We start from the raw sequence: 18,462 nt of genomic DNA, 5'->3' as shown, positions 1-18,462 counted from the left end.
TTTGATGGCCCAGCAGCTCTACCTCTGAATGGCAAAGAGGGGCTCCGCATACCCGATCAGCCCCACGAAGCAGAGATTCCGATTTGCTCGATATGACAGCAATAGGTGGCGTTAGTACGTTCAATCACGCACCGGCTGCCACAGCGGGCACTCCTGTCTTCAGCCTCAGAGAGAGCAAGCGACATGTTCATGACCCATTCCCGCAAGATCACCACGGCCGTCGCGGCCGCCGCGGCACTGACCGCGACTGGTATCACCTACGCCTCGGCCGTCTCAGCGCCAGTTGCCCAGTCCGCCCCGGCGGCTGCCATGGCGGCGCCACTCGGCGGTCCCAGCACCCCCAACACCGAAGGCAAGGGCAACGAAGGAAGAGGAGGAAGGGGGTTCCGCCCCCACTTCGAGGGCAGGGTCTTCATCAATGAGCGCTCATATTCTGGCCACCCCGACGGCTGCATCACCGTCGTCAGCGGCCTGGGTGCCAAGACCCTCAACATCCGCAACGACAGCCGCAACGTGGTCGAGGTCTTCCGCGGGGCCGTCTGCAACAACGGCGCCCCCATCGCCATCGTCGGCCCCCACAGCTCCGCCGACGGCGTCTGCCCGAGGTTCAAGGACGACGACGAGCACGAGCACGAGAACTGCGAGGAGCGCGAGCACCACGAGAGGGGCGAGCACCACGAGAGGGGCGAACGCCACGAGAGGGGCGAGCACCACGAGAGGGGCGAACGCCACGAGAAGGGCGAGCACCACGAGAAGGGCGAGCACCACGAGAAGGGCGAACGCCACGAGGACAGGGAGGACGGCGTGAAGATCAAGAACGGAGTCATCGCCAGCTTCCGCGTCATCTGGGGCCACGGGATTGAGGGCGGCGGATTCGGCCCGGGCGGCGGATTCGGCCGAGGCTAAAGCCAGCGACCGCCTGATGCGCATGCTGGAGAACGCCGGCTCACCGGAATTGGGCCGGCGTCCTCCGGTCAGGCGCACAATTCAGGATTCATTCCCGTCCCTTTGGCTACAGAGGTCCTCATCGAACCGAACCGACCCATCACGTCAGAAGCTGGCAACCCGCCAGTGAAAACCTGATGACGTCGGACCGTGCCACCCCGCCACACGTGCCAGACGCGTGCCAGGTCGGGCGGGGAACCACGGCCGGTCTCTCAGCCGCCGACGAGGGCGACGAGCTTGATGAAGACCAGGTCGGGATCGACGGTGAGGTCCACGATCTCATCGAGGTCCTCGACCTGGCGATCGCCGGCCAGCATGAAGAATCCGTTGGCCAGGAAGGCGCTTTCGGCGATCTCGGCCTGGCGTTCCCAGTCGATGCGGCGGGGTTCGCGGAGTCGGTAGCCATTGAGCTCCGTCTCGGCGTCGTCGGGGCGGACGAGCCCGTTGAAGCGGTTGCTCGGGCGGGCGTTGTGCCGGGCGACCTCCTCGCGGACCCGGAGCCTGATCAGCTCCCCTACGGTCATCCGTTCCGGCACGCCGGTGACCTCCCACTCGGTGAGCGGCTTGCCCGTCGCGGTCTCGTCCCGGAACGTCACGGTGGCCATCAGACACCTCGCTTGATCTGCATGAGGATGGACTCGTCGGTGATCTCGGTGTCGGCCGCGAGCAGGAATGCCTTGCTGAGGATCAGGGAGAGCCGGGCGTCCTCGAACGGCAGGAACACCGTGCCCTCTCCCGAGCGCCGCGACGGGACGATGCACAGGTAGCTGTCGTCCGGCTCCATCAGGATGTTGGCCGAGCCCAGGTGGATCTTGTACGTGCGCAACTCGCCGCGGACGACGAGGAAGCGGCCTTCGAGCGTGCACCGGTCGGCGATCTTCAGACGCGGCAGGATACGCCGCAGCACGTCGCGGCGCGCCTCGGCGCTCTCCGTCAGCTCGGCGAACCCTGCCCGTTCCCAGTAGGTGCGCCGGGGGCCGCCGTCGGTCCAGTCGGGATCGGCGGCGATCGAGGTCACGCCGACGAAGAGGTCCACGTCGCGCATCGCCTCACTGAACACCAGCGGGGGCACGTCGGCGAGCGGTGCCTCGCGCCAGGCGCCCTCCACCCGGCGGTCGAATCGCACCTGGTCGGTCGAGGCCAGTTCGTCCTCGCCCGACCAGTCGGCCCAGGTGTGGATGAAGCGGACCCGCCATCCCCCGGCCGCCAGGGTGCGCTCGGCTGCGTCGCAGTCCCCGCCGTCCCAGGGGCCGAGCAGGCGGCTCTTCCATCCCCGGGCCCGGAACAGGGCGAACATCGTGCGGTAGTGGACGAGGTGCGCGGCGAAGCGGTTGGAGTAGCCGCGGGTGTGCTCCTCGGCCGGGGTGAGGAGGTAGATCTCGCGGAACGCCTGTTTGAAGGGTTGCCGTATGCACCGCTCAGTGAGCAGGTCCCGCCAGGCCCGCACGGCGTCCGGCTCGGAGCGGAGCGGGTGCCAGAGTCGTACGGAGGCGTCGTCGGGCGCGTCGGGAAGGTGCTCGTCCGTCTCGGGCAGTACGGCCCGCCACTCACCCGGTGCCACCTCGATCTCCCAGATCAGCCGGCGTACGAGGGTGCGGGCGAGGGGGTGGCCGGCCAGCTCGGTGCGCCACCAGCCGTACGGGTGAACGGCGTCGGCGGTGTAGCCGCCTTCCAAGGCGCGGATCAGGGTGGCGAGTTGGGCGTTCACTCGCTTCACCAGCTCGCGAAGTTCCTTGACCAGGGCCGCATGGTCGCGGCGGACCGGCGCCGGGACGCTGCGCAGCGGACGGCCGTCCTTCTCCCAGGTCAGCGTCGCCGTCTCGGTGACCGTGACGACGGCCTGGTAGTCGCCGGCCGTCCGGCGCAGGACGCCGCCCGTGGTGGAGCCGCCGATGGGTGCGGTGTCGAACCCCAGCCGCGGGAGCCGTAGCGCCACGTCGGTGCGTTCGGCCAGGGCCGCGTCGACCTTCTTGAGCATCTTGTCGAGTTGCTTGGGTACCCCGGCGTGCCGGACGGTCCGGCGCACGGTGCGGATCGCGGTCACCAGCTCGGGTGTCGGGAAGTCCTGCGCGGCGCGGACCACCTCGTACAGCAAGGCCTGCGACGGAAGCGTCTTGGCCGGCGTCGGGGCGAGAGCGATGCCGGGCAGCAGCCGCTCGAACAGCTCGGGCAGCCAGGGCTCGTCGCGGAGCAGCGCCACCCGCAGGGCCCGTCCGAGCGTGGTGATCTCCCGGTCCGTGAACGCCTTGTCCGCCCGGTAGGGGATCTCGCCCGCCCGGATGGCGTCGGTGCGGGCGGCCGCCGCTTCCAGGGCACGGCGGGCGAACGCCGCATAGGCGGGGTTGTCCGCCGACCGGCGCCACACGTACGCGGGCGGCGAGTCGAGCCCGTGGTACCGGTCGAACTCGGACAGCGGTGCCTGTTCGGCCGGGGCGAGGCCGGCGATGGCGGCGATCTCGTCCGCGACGATGGGGCCCACGTCACGGGAGAGACGCTCCATGGCCGCGCGCAGTGGTCCGTCGCCGGCGAGCCTGGCGATCGCGAGGAGCGCGTACGGCTGACGTACCGTGTCCTTCTCCACCCACAGCTCGACCACGGCACGGGCGGGTTCGGAGACGTCGGGCAGGGGCCCGGTGCAGTGCTCCAGCGCGGCCGGCCCCAGGGTGAGGTCCGCCCACCCGCGCGCCTCGTACCTTTCGGCGAGTGCTTCGAACACCCGGCGGCACGCGTCGGGCGTGTAACGCGGCTGCCGTTCCCTGGCCGCGTCCTCGACCGCGAAGCGGACCCTCGTCATCGGGTGCGTGGCCGAGGCGTCCACCCGCTGGGCCGCCGCGAGCAGGCCGCCGAGCTCCTCGTCGGAGACCTGCGTCAGGTCCGGGTGGCTGTCCTCGTCGTCGAGTGTGAAGTCAGGGTCGGTCAGCGCGCGCATCAGCCGCGTTGCGAGGTCCATCAGGCACCCCTCTTGATCTGGCGGACGATCGTCCTGTCCGTGATCTCGGTGTCGGCGGCGAGCAGGAACGCCTTGCTGAGGATCAAGGACAGCCGCTCGTCCTCGAACGGCAGGAAGACCTTTCCGTCGCCCTTGCCACGTGTCGGGACGATGCACAGGTACCTGTCGTCCGGTTCCATCAGGATGTTGGCCGAGCCCAGATGGATCTTGTACGTGCCCAGGTCCCCGCGGATCAGCAGGAATCGGCCTTCGAGCGAGCACCGGGCGGCGATCTTCAGGCGCGGCAGGATCCGTTCCAGCGCCTCGCGGCGGACCTCGGCGCTCGCCGTCAGCGCGCCGAACGTGGCCGTCCGCCAGTAGCCGGCGTAGCGGTCCTCGCCCCGGTCGGTCCAGTCGGGGTCGGCTGCGATCGAGGTCACGCCCACGAACAGGTCGACGTCGCGCATCGCCTCGCTGAACACCAGCGGGGGCACCTGCGTCAGCGGAACCTCCCGCCAGCGCCGGCCGTCCCGCCGCTCGAAGCGGACCTGGTCCGTCGCGGCGTGCTCGGGCGCGTAGCCCCCGTCGTCGGCTGCGGGCTCGTGGTGGAAGCAGGCCCGCCACTGGCCGTCGCCGAACTCGGCCCGCGCCTGCCCGTGGTAGCCGCCGTCGTAGCGGCCGAGGAAGTTGGCCTGCCAGCCGCGTTCCTTGAACAGCGCGTAGAGCTGCCGGTAGTGGACGATGTGGGCGGCGAACCGGTTGGAGTAGACGCCGGTCTCCTCCTCCGCCGGGGTGAGCAGGTAGATCTCCCGGAAGGCCTGCTTGAACGGCTGCCGCAGCCGCTCGGCGACGAGCCGCTCCCGCCACGCCCTGATGTCGTGTGCCTGCGCCCGGATCGGATGCCACAACCGGACGCGCTCGGGCTCGCCGGGCGGGTCGGCCGTCGGTGCCACCGCACGCCACTCGCCGTCCGCATCCCCGGCGTTCCGGAACTCCCAGATCAGGCCGCGGACGAGAACGCCGGTGACCGGGTGGTCGCGGTAGTGGCGGCACCACTCGTCGTACGGCCACTCGCGCCCGGCCGACATCAACGCCTCGACGCGGGCCCGCTCCCCCGACAGCGTCCCCCGCACCGCCTTGGCCAGATCCTTCAACTCCCTCAGCTCTTCCGGGAAGCCCTCCTTCACAGCCGCCGGAGCCGTACGGGACGTCGCCCCGTCGGGACGCGTGAAGGTGAGCCGCACGGTCGCCGCGTCCTCGATCGCCACCCGTACCCGGTGTCCGCCCAGCTCCCGTTCCAGCGAGCCGTCCGGCGCCAGACCGTGGTCCGGGACGCTGCGCTCGATGAGCTGCTCCGCCGTGATGCCCTGCTTGCCGGCCGCCGTCACCAGCGCGGTGTCGAGCTGCTTGCGCAGCGCCCGGTGCTTGATCCGGGACTGCAGCCGCCACAGGGCCTCCAGGGAGGCCGGATCGCCGGTCTCGGCCAACGCGTTGATCGCCGCGCCCGCGAGCTTGGGATCCTCGATCACACCGGTTCCGGCCGCGCCGGTCCGCAGAGCGAGCGCGCCGAGGTGCCGGACCGCGGCCGGGCCGCCGGTCAGCGCGGCCGCCCAGACGACACCGCGCGCCAGGTCCCCGTCGTTCTGGTGGACGACGTAGTGGTAGTGGTAACCACCGCCGATCCAGCCGGTGTGCGCACCGCTTCCGCTGCTGCACAGCGGGTCGCCCTCGGCCAGCACCCGCAGGACGTCGGCCAGGACCTCCTGCGCCGACGCCGCCTCCGCGAGTTCGAGGCAGGTCCGCCGCCACCTCTGCGTGGGACGCGGGCCCGACAGGCTCGCCATGTGCCGCAGGAGGTCCGCCAGTTGGGGTGTCGGCGACGTCTTCGCACGGTCGTTCAGCGGGGCGGCCCAAGGAGCGTAAGCGGGGATCAGTCCGTCGGGTATGGACGCCTCCTCCACGCTCGCGAGCAGTGCGCGCAGGCGCTTGGTGAGCTGTCCGCGCCGGCGTGCCGCCACATCGGTGTCCATGAGCTCCGCGTGCGCGTGCCGCAGCCAGGGCATGACCGCACGGCGGCCGTCGGCGTCGAGTTGCTCGGCGGCCTTCAGCACCAGCCCGAGCGCAGCGGCGAACCAGAAACCCATGTCGTACTCGGTGGCCCGGAGCAGCATCACCGCGACCTCGTCGGGCGTCCAGCCGCGCAACCGCGAGACCAGGGACGCGATCTCGGTCTCATACTGCCAAAAGGCCGTGTGGTCGAAGCAGGCTGCCAGCATCAGGCACAGGGCCGCGGCCCTGCCCTCCTCCTCCGAGCAGGCCGCAAGCCGCCCGTCGATCTCGGCCTGGGTCGCTGCTCGTATCGCCTGAATCCGCTCCAGTGTGTCCGTTCCTCGCAACGCCGCTGCGGCGTCCCACCGGGGCTCCGTCCGCTGACGTTCCAGAAGCTCGACGAGCCAGCGCGCGCGGTCGAGCGCGGCAGACCTCACGTCGTCGAGCGAGTCGTTCCTGCGGGATTCGGCCACCAGGGCTTCGTACAGCATGGCGGGATGATGACAGGGGGGACTGACAACGGGGTCGATCCGCGGGCTGCTCAGGCCTGTTGAATCACGAGGTCCGGCTGCTGTCGGCCCGGTTCGACACCCGCAACGGCAACGTCGCGGTCCGCTGTGCTGGAGTCCCGGCCAGGCCGCCGGCTTCCTGGAGGACTGGCTGCCCCGCAAGGCCGTACTCGAGCCGTACTCGATCAGGAGTACCGCATGCTCTTGCCCGCCGTGCTGACGCAATGGGCAACTTCCGCGCGCTCCTGCGCAAGCCCGCGTTCACCTGGGAGCGGGATGGGAAGGAACTGCTGCGCCGTCGCCAGAAGAGTCACTGCACGCACGAGCCTAAACGGCCAAAGGCATTGGGAGCATCGCGCTATCGCCTGTCACCGCCGCTGGAACGTGGTCGCCGCAGCGGCAACCACGTGACTGTCGACCACGAGATCACGATCTACAGCTGTCGTGTCAGTGGCGGTTGCCTCACTCGGGGATACAGCCCGGCGGGTCCTGGGGACCCACGCACGGGTCGTTTGATGCCGCGCTCAGTGATTCCGCCGTGGCCTTCGTTGTCTGAGGCAGTGCCTCAGCACTCGTCACGCCCACCGTTGCGGCGAGCAGCGCGGCAAGGCAAAACGCACCGACGAGGTGTCGGATGCGCTTCCGGGCGCTTGTCGCCATCATGATCTCCCGTGGCTCGGGTGGTGGATTGCTCCTGGTTTGTCAGGTTAGCACTACAGTTTGCCGCTACAGCCGGACCACTGCATTTTCCCTGGTCAAAGGCCTGGATGTGCAGAATGCAGCGGGGTGGGGCGGGGCGGTAGTGGGGCGGTGTGTGCGGAGCCGTTCCGCAGTCGTGTGCCCCTGCCGCATGCAGGAGCGACAGTGGGCGACAGTGGCAGATCGCCGAGTACGCCGGCCACGCCGCCCCGCAACGGACTGCAGCACCTGCTGTCCCTTGGCCACTGGCCTGCGGACGAGGTCCGCGACGACCTGGCCATGGCGCACGAACCTGTCACCGCGTTCGCCCACCTCGACCACCGCGACCAACTCGACCCCGCCGCCCCAAGCGAAAAGGGCGAGCTAGAACTTGATCACCGACACCGAGGCCGAGCCGGCGTTGGCCGCGTAGGCCCGGCGTCCGTCCTGGGAGACGGCCACCCACACCGGGTATCCGTCGACAGTGATGGGGGTGCCCACGGTGCGGTTGGTGGCCGTGTCGATCACCGACACCGAATCCGAGCCCGCATTGGCCGCGTAGGCCCGGCGACCGTCCTGGGAGACCGCCACCCCGACCGGGTTCTTGCCGACGACGATGGGGGCGCCCACCGTGCGGTTGGTGGCCGTGTCGATCACCGACACCGAATCCGAGCCCGCATTGGCCGCGTAGGCCCGGCGACCGTCCTGGGAGACCGCCACCCCGACCGGGTTCTTGCCGACGACGATGGGGGCGCCCACCGTGCGGTTGGTGGCCGTGTCGATCACCGACACCGAATCCGAACCGGCATCCGCCGCGTAGGCCCGGCGACCGTCCGGCGAGACCGCCACCCCCTGCGGGTTGTCGCCGACCGGAATGGGTTTGCCCACGGTGCGATTGGTGGCGGTGTCGATCACGGACACCGAATCCGAGCCGGCGTTGGCCGCGTAGGCCCGGCGTCCGTCCTGGGAGACGGCCAGCCTGATGGGGTTCTTGCCGACATCGATGGGGTTGCCCATCGTGCGGTTGGTGGCGGTGTCGATCACCGACACCGAATTCGAGCCGGAGTTGGCCACATAGGCCCGGCGTCCGTCCGGGGAGACCGCCACCCCCTGCGGCTTGCTGCCGACGGGAATGGGGTTGCCCACGGTGCGATTGGTGGCGGTGTCGATCACCGACACCGAGGCCGGGTCGAAGTAGTTGGTCGCGTAGGCCCGGCGCCCGTCCGGCGACACCGCCACCCCGCCCGGGGAGTTGCCGACCCGGATCGAGGACACGGACGGTGTGGTGGCTTCAGGACCCGAGGAACCGGACTGTGCCAGGTAGATGCCGCCGCCCGCCGCGGCGAGCGCCACCAGCGCCGCCCCCGCGATGAGCCTGGCCCGTCGGTTTCCGGGCCGTCGGTCTCCGGGCCGCGGCGGGCGGAGCTGCTGCCGGGCCTCGTCCCCTTTGCACGGCGGCGGTTCCGGGGGCGGGGCGGTCGGTACCTCCGGCTCGGCCGGCGACAGGATCTCGGTCGGCGGGGCCGGTTCCTGGGGGCGCGGCGGCTTCGGGGCGGGGGGCCGCTCGGGCGGCGGCACCTCCGGCGAGGGAGCCGGTTCCTGCGAAGGGGCGGGGTGGGGCTGGTCGGCGATGGCGGCGAGCCGCCGGGCGGCCTCCTCACCGTCCATCCTGTCCGCGGGGTCCTTGGCCAGCAGCCCGACGAGGACCGGGGTCAGCTCCGTCGTCCGGCGCGGCGGGTTCGGGGACTCGAACAGCAGGGCGCTCAGCGAGGTGAGGGCGGTGTCGCGGTCGAAGGGACCGGTCCCCTCGAGGGCGTAGTACAGGGTGGCCCCGAGTGAGAACAGGTCGGCGGCAGGGGTGGGCGGCCGGCTGTTGGCCCGCTCCGGGGCCATGAAGCGCGGCGTCCCGAGGATCTCCAGGGTGGCGGTCAGGCGGTCCTCCCCGGAGCTCGGCTCCAGCGCGATGCCGTAGTCGGTGAGCATCACCCGGTCGCCGCCCTCTGTCGGATACGAGGGGTGGGGCCCCGGACGGGTCAGCAGGATGTTGGCCGGTTTGACGTCCCGGTGCAGGACACCGAGCCGGTGTCCCTCCAGCAGGGCGTCGAGGACCGCCAGACCGATCCGGGCGACCTCGCGGGGCGGCAGCGGCCCCCGCTCGCGCACCACCGCCTCCAGGTCCATGGCGTCGGGGACGTATTCCATGACGATCCACGGCAGGCCGTCCTCCTCCACGATGTCGTGCACGGTGACGACATGCGGATGGTTGCGCAGCCGGGCGGCGTGCCGGGCCTCGCCGCGGGCCCTGGCGATCCGGGAGCTCACCTCGCATTCGGGGATGTCCGGCGGCAGAATGATCTCCTTGAGCGCGACCTCGCAGGCCAGTTCCTGGTCGTACGCCAGCCACACACGTCCCATGCCGCCGGTGCCGAGCCGGCGCAGAAGCCGGTAACGTCCGGTGATCACGCGCCCGGCGGCCTCTTGCGCTCCTGTCATGGCACTCTTCTTCCAGGACGGCCGACAGGGGGTCCTCGGCGAGCGCTTAACGGGCCCTCTCCACGTATCGCACATCGCCCGGAGAGCGGCAAGTCACCCAGAACGGGTGCAGCTCGGCTCGCGTATCCGCGTGCGTGGTTGACGCCCGCCGTAGACCTCGCCGGCGGCCGTCCAGTGGGCCGGACGCCTCGTTTCGCGGGCCCGCTCAGGTGTCGCGTCGGCCGTCGCCTCCTCAAGCCGTCCGCTTCCGCGACGCCGCCTTCTTCGCCGCCGTCTTCTTCTCCGTGCTCTTCGTCGCCGCCGTCTTCTTCGCACCCTGGGCCGCCTTGGACGCCGTCTTGGACGCCGTCTTGGAGGCGGCCTTGGACGTCGACTTGCGGGCCGGTTCCGGCTTCTTCCCAGTCGTCGTCTTCTTCGCCGTGGCCGTCGACTTCTTGCCCCCCGCCGCCTTGGGCGCGGCCCTGCGCGTGAGGGGTCTGACCTCGGCCTCGGCCGCGGCGGGTGCCTCACCGCGGGATTCGCGGGCCGCCCGCACGCTGTTCTCCAGTGCGGCCATCAGGTCCAGCACCTTGCCGGCGGCGGCCGGGGCCGGGGCCTCCGGTGGAGCCTCGCCGGAGGCCTTCGCGGCGATGACCTCCTCCAGGGCCTCCTGGTACTCGTCGTGGAGGTCTTCGAGGTCGACCTCGCCGAGGGTGTCCATCAGGGCGTCGGCGAGGTCGAGTTCCTTGTCGCGGAGGGTGACGTGGGTGTCGGGGGCGACGCCCTCGGGTGCGCGGACCTCGTCGGGCCAGAGCAGGCCGTGCATGGCGATGGCGTCGCCGACGACCCGGAGCATGCCGAGGCGTTCGCGGCCGCGCAGGGCGTACTTCGCGATGGCCACCTTGTTGCTGCGTTTGAGGGCCTCGCGGAGCAGGGTGTACGGCTTGGCCGCGGGCGCCCCGCCGGCGGCCAGGTAGTACGCCGCGCCCATCTGGAGCGGGTCGATCCGGTCGGCCGGTACGAAGGCCACGATCTCGATCGTGCGGGCGGTCGGGATCGGCAGGTGGGAGAGGTCGTCGTCGGTGATCGGGATCATCGTGCCGTCCGCGTCCTCGTACGCCTTGCCGATCTCGGCCTGGCTGACCTCGCGGTCCTCCAGTTCGCACACCTTGCGGTAGCGGATGCGGCCGTTGTCCTCGGTGTGGATCTGGCGGAAGGAGATCGCATGGCTCTCCGTGGCGTTCACCAGCTTGATCGGGATGCTGACGAGCCCGAAGGAGATGGCCCCGTTCCAGATGGATCGCACGTGCCGCACCCTTCCTCTGCCGGAGCCGGCGGACACGGCTGATCTGCCGGATCGAGCTGCCGGCTCAAGCTGCCGGATCTGACCGATCCGCCCAATCTGTCGAATCCGCCGGTTACACCGCTTACTGCCGTTTGTCTGGGATTGTCATCGTATGACGCCTATCACAGAGGTGGAGGGGCGGCGGCTCGCGCTCAGCAACCTGGAGAAGGTGCTGTATCCGGAGACCGGCTTCACCAAGGCGGAGCTGGTCCACTACTACGCGACCAGCGCCGATGTGCTGCTGCCGCACCTGCGCGACCGGGCCGTGTCCTTCCTGCGCTATCCGGACGGTCCGCAGGGGCAGCTGTTCTTCACGAAGAACGTTCCGCCCGGTACGCCCGAGTGGGTCACCACCGCGGAGGTGCCGCGGTCCTCGGCGGACAGCCCGGCCCGGATGGTCGTCCTGCAGGATCTGGCGAGCCTGGTCTGGGCGGCGAATCTGGTCGCCGAGTTCCACACGCATCAGTGGCTGGTGCAGACCCCGTACGAGGCCGACCGGCTGGTCTTCGACCTCGACCCGGGGGCGCCCGCGACCGTCGTCCACTGCTGCGAGGTGGCCCTGTGGCTGCGTGAGCGGCTCGCGGCGGACGGCATCGAGGCGTATCCGAAGACGGCCGGGTCGAAGGGTCTGCATCTGCTGGCGTCGGTGCGGGGCTCGTCCTCCGAGCGGACGAGCGAGTACGCGAAGGCGCTGGCCGTGGAGGCCGAGCGGGCGATGCCGCGGCTCGTGGTGCACCGGATGACGAAGAGCCTGAGACCGGGCAAGGTGTTCGTCGACTGGAGCCAGAACGCGGCACGCAAGACCACGGCCACCCCGTACACGCTGCGCGCCCGCCGGGCCCCGCTGGTGTCCGCGCCGGTGACCTGGGAGGAGGTCGCCGACTGCAGCGACCCGGCGCAGCTGGAGTTCCGGGCGGAGGACATCGCGTCGCGGCTGCAGGACCTCGGGGACCTGATGGCACCCGTGCTGGACCCGGAAAGGGCGGCCCCCCTCCCCTGAACTGAGCTGAGCTGAGCTACACCCTCCCCCACGTGTTCCGGTCCCGCGCCATCCCGTGCAGCGCCTCCACGTCCGCCGGCTTGAGCACCCCGCCGAACCGGGCCAGGCCCGCCAGTTCGGTGTCCTGGAGGACGCGTACCGAGCGCGGCGGGACGCTCACCGTCAGCTCGGCCGGGCCCGCGAGGGCCAGGACCGGGCGGACCTCGGCGGTCAGGGCGTAGGAGGCCCGGTCGGCGACGGACCGCAGCCGGCGCAGCAGCGGCTCGGCGTCGCGACGGCCCACGGTGACCATCGGGTCGGCGATCAGGACCCGGGACTTGCGGGCGTACAGGGCGTGTACGGCGAACAGGCCGCCGGGGCCGAGGAGCAAATGGTGGATGCGGTCGCCGCCGGGCAGGGCGATGGAGTGCAGGGTGTGCCAGCCGGCCCCCTCCAGGCCGTCCAGGACCGTGCCGACGGCCTCCTCGGCGGCCAGGGCGCGGCGGCGCGGGTCGGGGCGGAACCGGCGGGCGGGGCCGGGGTCGCGGTCGAGGGCGACGAGCAGGGCCTCGCCGGGGCGGTTGGGCGCCAGGTCGTCGTCAGGGTGCAGGGTCAGCCGGGCGAGTTCCGCGGGGGTGGGCACGGGTGGCGGGCCCACGGTCACCGGGCCGGTCAGGAACGGCTTCAGGGCTTCCAGTACGTCGTCCCTGCTGTCCTCGGCGAGCAGGTTGACCCGGCCTGTCTCACGGTCGTACCAGGCGGCGTTGCTTCCGTCCGGGCGGCAGACGTACAGCCGTTCCCGGCCGTGCCGATAGGCCGGCACCACGCGCAGTGCGCTCATGCGCCATCACCCCTCGACCATGGGAACAGGCGGGGTGCTCTCGGGGCAAGACCGGTTACCGTGGAGGACAGCCCTGCGAGGGGAGTTGGGGAGGCGCCGTTGCGGATCCGCGGAAAGCAGCCCGACGTACCGGCTCCGGAGAGCGCCTGGGACGAGATCGTGCCGGGCCTGTGGATGGGCGGGCACGAGTTCCGGGGCCGCTCGGGACGGACGGAGCTCGCCGTCGTACGCGACGAGTTCGATGTGGTGCAGACGCTGCTGCGGCTGCCGGGGTACGGCCCCGATCCGGGGGTCGAGCACCATGTGTGGCCGATACCGGACGGCCCGCTGGACGGGACGCAGCTCGCCGGGGTGATCCGGCTGGCGCGGGCGGCGAACGAGGCGCTGGACGCCGGGCGCCGGGTGCTCGTGCGCTGCTACCACGGGTACAACCGCTCGGGCCTGGTCGTCGCGCACGCGCTGGTGCAGCGGGGGCATGCCGCGCCGGACGAGGTGATCCAGCTGATCCGGGCCCGGCGCTCGGCGTGGGCGCTGCACAACAAGCTGTTCGTGGAGTACCTGCGCGCGGGCCTGTCGACGGTGCGGCTGCTGGAGGAGCTGGCCGAGTAGCCTCTCTCCCAGCGCCCGGCCCCCAACGGGAGCAAAAAGGACTTACGTACGACTTACATAAGAATTTTCCTCGTCTACGAATAAGGTGTACGGGGCCACGACCGGCCCCGACGCCCCAGGAGCACCGTGCCAGCCCGCCGTCCCGCGCGCACCGCCCTCACCGCTGCCGCCGTCGCCCTGCTGTCGGCGACGGCGGTGGCCTGCGGGGACACCGGCGGGCTGCGGGGCGCGGGCGCCACCCCGACCGCCGTCAGCCCCGCCAAGCTCTGGCCGGACCTGCGCCCGGCGTCCAGCCCCGCCTACCCCTACGACGTGGCGACCAGGGAGGTCGTCAAGGGCATCACCGTCCCCCGCGACGACATCCGCGAGGTGGACCCGGTGGACGTGGTCGAGGCCGAGGTCAAGGCGCATCCGGACGACTACGGGTCCAAGGGGGCGTACCACGCGACCGTGGACCGGCTGAAGGACTGCCGGGCGGGCGGCGACCGGGCCCGCTGCCCGCTGCTGAAGCCGTACTACCAGGACCTCACCGGCGACGGCCGGGACGACATGACCCTCGGCTTCCGGCTCTACCCGACCAACCAGACGGGGGTGCGGGTCTACACCGTGGAGAAGCACAGGCTGGTGCAGGTGCTGTCCGACAACGACGCGATCATCGGCGTGGAGCTGGCCGGGCGGGCGCTGATCGAGCGCTCGCCGGCCGACATCTCCGGCTACGAGTACCGCACGACCTGGGTGTGGGACCCGGGGCAGCGCGCGATGGTGTTCTCCCGCGACGAGTACCTGCACACCGGCAAGGGCCGGCACGGCAAGAAGCACGCGCCCTCGTCCTCCGCCTCCCCCGCCGCACTCCCCTCCGCCGCACTCCCCTCCGCCGGCTCCTCCACCGCCGCCTCCGCGGGCGCGCGATGAGGCTCGCGCTCCCCCGCTGGGCGGGGCCGCTCGCGGTGAAGGCGGCCGCGTTCATCACGGTGATGTGCTGTGCGCTGGCCGCGCTGCTCGGCGTCCTGGTGCACGTCTCGGTGACCAACCAGACCGTCGGCCAGGCCCGCAGCACGGCCCTGTCCCGCCTCGCGGACGCCACCGAGGCGTACGAGGCCGGCGACTCGCTGCTGCCGAACGCCGGGGTCGACCCGGCGGGACTGCCCGCGCCGCTGCGGGCGCTCGCGGCGTCCGGCGAGCGCGGCACCATGGTCTCCCAGCACGACGGCCACCCGACCATGTGGGCGGCGGGCCCGGTGGCCGGGCACCGGGCGCTCGCCGTGGCCGTCGACTACGCGCAGCAGTCCCGCACCATCGCCGGGCTCGACCGGTCCATCCTGTGGTCGTCGGCGCTCGCGATCGGGGCGACGGTGCTGGTCGGCGTGTTCGCGGTGACCCGGGTGACCCGTCGGCTGCACGGCACCGCCCGGGTGGCCCGGCGGATCAGCGCGGGCGACCTGGACGCCCGCGTCGACGACCCCCGTACGAAGGACCCGTCCCGCCCGCAGGACGAGGTGGCCGCGGTGGCGGCGGCGCTGGACTCCATGGCGTCGAGCCTGCAGAGCAAGCTGCTGAGCGAGCAGCGGTTCACCGCGGACGTGGCACACGAGCTGCGCACTCCGCTCACCGGGCTGCACGCGGCGGCGGAGCTGCTGCCACCGGGCCGGCCGACGGAGCTGGTGCGGGACCGGGTGGCGGCGCTGCGCACCCTCACCGAGGACCTGCTGGAGATCTCCCGGCTGGACACCGGGCGGGAGAAGCCGGCGGTGGACACCGAGGAACTGGGGGCGCTGGCCCGGCGGGTGGTCCGCGCCTCGGGCACCGACACCGAGGTGCGCGTCCTGGTGGACGCGCGGGTGGAGACCGATCGGCGGCGGCTGGAGCGGGTGCTGGGGAACCTGGTGGCGAACGCGCACAAGCACGGCGCACCGCCGGTGGTTCTCACGGTGAACGGCGCTGTGGTGACCGTACGGGACCACGGGGAGGGGTATCCGGAGTATCTGGTGGCGCATGGGCCGCAGCGGTTCCGTACGGAGGGCGGGGCCACCGGGCACGGGCTGGGGCTGACCATTGCCGCGGGGCAGGCGGAGGTCCTGGGGGCGCGGTTGCTCTTCGCGAACGCGGTGGACGGTGGGGCCGTCGCCACGTTGATCCTGCCCGCGGTCGGGGGGCGGTGAAGCGCCCCCCACGCCACGCTGGCGCAAGCGGGCATAGCACACAAGACGTCCCGTTTGGGTAGGTTCCGGGCATGACCAAGGCCGGAACCACCGTGGCGGCGGCGCAGGCTCCCGCACCCGTCGTACGCCTCCCCCGGCGCCGTGGCATCGAACTCGCCCTGATCGTGCTGGCCGTGCTGCTGTCCGTGTACGGCTACTGCGCGGTGGGGGTGGCCCGGACCGGTACCGTGCCGCCCGGCGCCGCCGCCTACGGCGCCGGGCTCGGTGGGCTCGCGCTGCTGGCGCATCTCGCGGTGCGTGTCCGGGCGCCGTACGCCGACCCGCTGTTCCTGCCGATCGCCGTGCTGCTCAACGGGCTCGGACTGATCCTGATCTACCGGCTGGACCTGGAGACCCCGCACAACCAGACCGCTCCCGCCCAGCTCGTGTGGTCCACGCTCGGGGTCGGGCTGTTCATCGCCGTCGTGCTGGTGCTGCGCGACCACCGCTCGCTGCAGCGGTACGCGTACGTGTGCGTGGCCGCCGCGCTCGGGCTGCTCGCGCTGCCGATCCTGTTCCCGGCGGTCAACGGCGCCCGGATCTGGATCCGGATCGCCGGGTTCTCCATCCAGCCGGGCGAGTTCGCGAAGGTGCTGCTCGCGGTGTTCTACGCCGCCTACCTGTCCGCCAACCGCAACGCGCTCGCGTACACGGGCCGCCGGCTGTGGCGGCTGCAGTTCCCGACCGGGCGGGTGCTCGGGCCGATCGTGACGATCTGGCTGCTGAGCGTCGGAGTGCTCGTCCTGGAGCGGGACCTCGGCACCTCTCTGCTGTTCTTCGGGCTGTTCGTGGTGCTGCTGTACGTCGCCACGGGGCGGACGGGCTGGACCGCCGTCGGTCTGCTGCTCGCCGTCCTCGGCGCGGTGGCCGTCGGCCGGATGGAGCCGCATGTCAACCAGCGGATCGAGGACTGGCTGCATCCCTTCGCCACCATCGAGGCCGGGCTGGGCCCGAACCAGCTCTCCCAGTCGCTGTTCGCCTTCGCCGCCGGCGGACTGCTCGGCACCGGGCTCGGGCTCGGCCACTCCGTCCTCATCGGCTTCGCCGCCAAGTCGGACTTCATCCTGGCCACGGCGGGCGAGGAGTTGGGCCTCGCGGGGCTCGCGGCGATCTTCCTGCTGTACGCGCTGCTGGTGGAGCGCGGCTACCGGGCGGGCCTCGCCCTGCGCGAGCCCTTCGGCCGGCTGCTCGCGGTCGGGCTCGCCTCGATCCTCGCGCTGCAGGTGTTCGTGATCGCGGGCGGGGTCACCGGGCTGATCCCGCTGACCGGCATGGCGATGCCGTTCCTCGCCCAGGGCGGCTCCTCGGTGGTCACCAACTGGGCGATCGTGGCCCTGCTGATCCGGGTGAGCGACTCGGCGCGCAGCCAGTACGACGGCCGGGAGGCGGCGTGAGCGACTACGGCGACGGGCGGCCGATGGGACGCTACATCCGGCACGCCTGCGCGTTCTGCGCGCTGCTGCTGGCGGCGCTGCTGGTCAACGCGGCCCGGGTACAGGTGGTGCAGTCCCGGGTCTACGACGACAACCCGGCCAACCGGCGCGCCGAGATCGCCCGTTACGGCCGGCCGCGCGGCGACATCCTGGTCGGCGGCGAGCCGGTCACCGGCTCCGTGGACACCGGCGAGCAGCTGCGCTACGAACGCACCTACAAGAACGGCCCGTTGTACGCGCCGGTCACCGGTTTCGCCTCGCAGTCGTACGGCACCACGTTCCTGGAGCACGCCGGGGACGGGGTGCTCTCCGGCACGGATCCGGAGCTGTCGCCGCTGCCGCTGTGGAACGACGTGACGCGCCGGCTCGCTCCGGCCGGGAACGTCGTGACCACGCTGAACCGGGCCGCGCAGGAGGCGGCCTACCGGGGGCTGGCCGGGCGCAAGGGCGCGGTGGCCGCGGTCGAGCCGGCCACGGGCCGCGTCCTGGCACTGGTGTCGAGTCCGTCGTACGACCCCGGGGTGCTGTCCGGCAACGGCGAGGCGGTCGCCGCGGCGTGGTCGCGGCTCAACCACGACCCGGAGAAGCCGATGCTCAACCGGGCGGTACGGCAGACCTATCCGCCGGGGTCGACGTTCAAGGTGGTCACCGCGGCGGCGGCGCTGGACGCGGGCCTGGTGACCGACCTGGACGCGCGCACCGACTCCCCGGACCCCTACCAACTGCCCGGCGCCACGAACCGGCTGACCAACGAGGCCGACGGCTGCCGGGACGCCTCGCTGCGGTCGGCCTTCGAGTGGTCCTGCAACACGGTGTTCGCCAAGCTGGGCGTGGACGTCGGGGTGCGGAACATGGTGGCCACGGCGCGGGCGTTCGGGTTCAACGACAGCGGGCTGCGGATCCCCTTCTCCGTGGCGCCCAGCACCTTCGACCCGCACGTGGACCGGGCGCAGCTGGCGCTGTCCTCGATCGGGCAGTACAACACGCGGGCCACGCCCCTGCAGATGGCGATGGTCGCGGCGGCCGTGGCGGACCGCGGGCAGCTGCGGACGCCGTACCTGGTGGAGCGGACGACCCGGCGCGGCGGCGAGACGCTCGCCGGGAGCGGGGCGCACCCGGTGCGGCAGGTGATCAACCCCTCGACGGCCGAACGCCTGAAGGAGCTGATGGCCGATGTGGTCCGGGAGGGCACCGGCACCCGGGCGGCGATCCCCGGCGCCCTGGTCGGCGGCAAGACCGGCACCGCGCAGCACGGGGTCGGCAACTCCGGGATGCCGTACGCCTGGTTCGTCTCCTGGGCGCAGGCCGACAACTCCATGGACCCGCAGGTGGCGGTCGCGGTGGTGGTGGAGGACGCCTCGGCGAACCGGGGCGAGATCAGCGGCGGTGGCGACGCGGCGCCGATCGCGCGGGACGTGATGCGGGCGGTCCTCGGCCGGTGAGCACCGGCCGCATCACGTCCTGAGGGGCGCCCG

13 protein-coding genes are annotated in these 18,462 nt (G+C 71.7%); 7 read left to right on the top strand and 6 right to left on the bottom strand.

What is annotated here, in order from left to right:
- Positions 1-189 precede the first annotated feature (189 nt).
- Positions 190-906, top strand: a complete 717-nt coding sequence (locus ACQPXS_RS30700) for a hypothetical protein (RefSeq protein ID WP_433452498.1) — start codon at positions 190-192, stop codon at positions 904-906.
- A gap of 251 nt (positions 907-1,157) precedes the next feature.
- Here ACQPXS_RS30700 and ACQPXS_RS30695 read toward each other — a convergent pair whose 3' ends face one another.
- From ACQPXS_RS30695 to ACQPXS_RS30675, 5 genes are all read right to left on the bottom strand, one after another.
- Complete coding sequence (locus ACQPXS_RS30695) at positions 1,158-1,550, bottom strand: hypothetical protein (RefSeq protein ID WP_433452497.1); 393 nt, start codon at positions 1,548-1,550, stop codon at positions 1,158-1,160.
- Positions 1,550-3,895 carry a DUF4132 domain-containing protein gene (locus ACQPXS_RS30690; protein WP_433452495.1) on the bottom strand — a complete coding sequence of 782 codons (2,346 nt, stop codon included), beginning with the start codon at positions 3,893-3,895 and terminating at the stop codon, positions 1,550-1,552. The genes ACQPXS_RS30695 and ACQPXS_RS30690 overlap by 1 nt, the downstream gene beginning before the upstream one ends.
- Positions 3,895-6,414 carry a DUF4132 domain-containing protein gene (locus ACQPXS_RS30685; protein WP_433452494.1) on the bottom strand — a complete coding sequence of 840 codons (2,520 nt, stop codon included), beginning with the start codon at positions 6,412-6,414 and terminating at the stop codon, positions 3,895-3,897. The genes ACQPXS_RS30690 and ACQPXS_RS30685 overlap by 1 nt, the downstream gene beginning before the upstream one ends.
- A gap of 1,080 nt (positions 6,415-7,494) precedes the next feature.
- Positions 7,495-9,603 (bottom strand): protein kinase domain-containing protein, encoded by a 2,109-nt coding sequence (locus tag ACQPXS_RS30680; protein ID WP_433452493.1) that lies wholly within the window; start codon positions 9,601-9,603, stop codon positions 7,495-7,497.
- Positions 9,604-9,835: 232 nt separating this feature from the next.
- Positions 9,836-10,888: a Ku protein gene (locus ACQPXS_RS30675; protein WP_433452491.1), complete on the bottom strand. Its 1,053-nt coding sequence runs from the start codon at positions 10,886-10,888 to the stop codon at positions 9,836-9,838.
- 151 nt (positions 10,889-11,039) lie between these two features.
- Between ACQPXS_RS30675 and ligD the strand changes: the two genes are divergently transcribed.
- Positions 11,040-11,927 carry a non-homologous end-joining DNA ligase gene (gene ligD, locus ACQPXS_RS30670; RefSeq protein WP_433452490.1) on the top strand — a complete coding sequence of 296 codons (888 nt, stop codon included), beginning with the start codon at positions 11,040-11,042 and terminating at the stop codon, positions 11,925-11,927.
- A 16-nt stretch (positions 11,928-11,943) separates the two neighbouring features.
- On the opposite strand, the gene ACQPXS_RS30665 is transcribed toward ligD, so the two are convergent.
- Positions 11,944-12,747 carry an NERD domain-containing protein gene (locus ACQPXS_RS30665; RefSeq protein ID WP_433452488.1) on the bottom strand — a complete coding sequence of 268 codons (804 nt, stop codon included), beginning with the start codon at positions 12,745-12,747 and terminating at the stop codon, positions 11,944-11,946.
- A gap of 99 nt (positions 12,748-12,846) precedes the next feature.
- Here ACQPXS_RS30665 and ACQPXS_RS30660 point away from each other — a divergent pair, with 99 nt between their 5' ends.
- The 5 genes from ACQPXS_RS30660 to ACQPXS_RS30640 all read left to right on the top strand — a co-directional run bounded on the left by ACQPXS_RS30660 (position 12,847) and on the right by ACQPXS_RS30640 (position 18,429).
- A complete protein-coding gene (locus ACQPXS_RS30660) occupies positions 12,847-13,356 on the top strand; it encodes a protein-tyrosine phosphatase family protein (RefSeq protein ID WP_351799723.1) in 510 nt (169 codons plus the stop codon).
- Between the two features lie 126 nt (positions 13,357-13,482).
- Positions 13,483-14,268, top strand: a complete 786-nt coding sequence (locus tag ACQPXS_RS30655; RefSeq protein WP_433452486.1) for a hypothetical protein — start codon at positions 13,483-13,485, stop codon at positions 14,266-14,268.
- On the top strand, positions 14,265-15,515 hold the full coding sequence (locus ACQPXS_RS30650) for an ATP-binding protein (RefSeq protein ID WP_433452485.1): 1,251 nt from the start codon (positions 14,265-14,267) through the stop codon (positions 15,513-15,515). Before ACQPXS_RS30655 ends, ACQPXS_RS30650 begins: the two co-directional genes overlap by 4 nt.
- Positions 15,516-15,586: 71 nt before the next feature.
- Positions 15,587-16,948 (top strand): FtsW/RodA/SpoVE family cell cycle protein, encoded by a 1,362-nt coding sequence (locus tag ACQPXS_RS30645; RefSeq protein ID WP_433452483.1) that lies wholly within the window; start codon positions 15,587-15,589, stop codon positions 16,946-16,948.
- A gap of 23 nt (positions 16,949-16,971) precedes the next feature.
- Positions 16,972-18,429: a penicillin-binding transpeptidase domain-containing protein gene (locus ACQPXS_RS30640; protein ID WP_433456024.1), complete on the top strand. Its 1,458-nt coding sequence runs from the start codon at positions 16,972-16,974 to the stop codon at positions 18,427-18,429.
- The last annotated feature ends 33 nt before the right edge of the window (positions 18,430-18,462 follow it).

Source organism: Streptomyces sp. CA-142005 (assembly GCF_050942335.1).
Lineage (GTDB): Bacteria > Actinomycetota > Actinomycetes > Streptomycetales > Streptomycetaceae > Streptomyces.
Note: the sequence above shows the minus strand (reverse complement) of the source record. Positions and strands in the feature narration are given on the sequence as shown.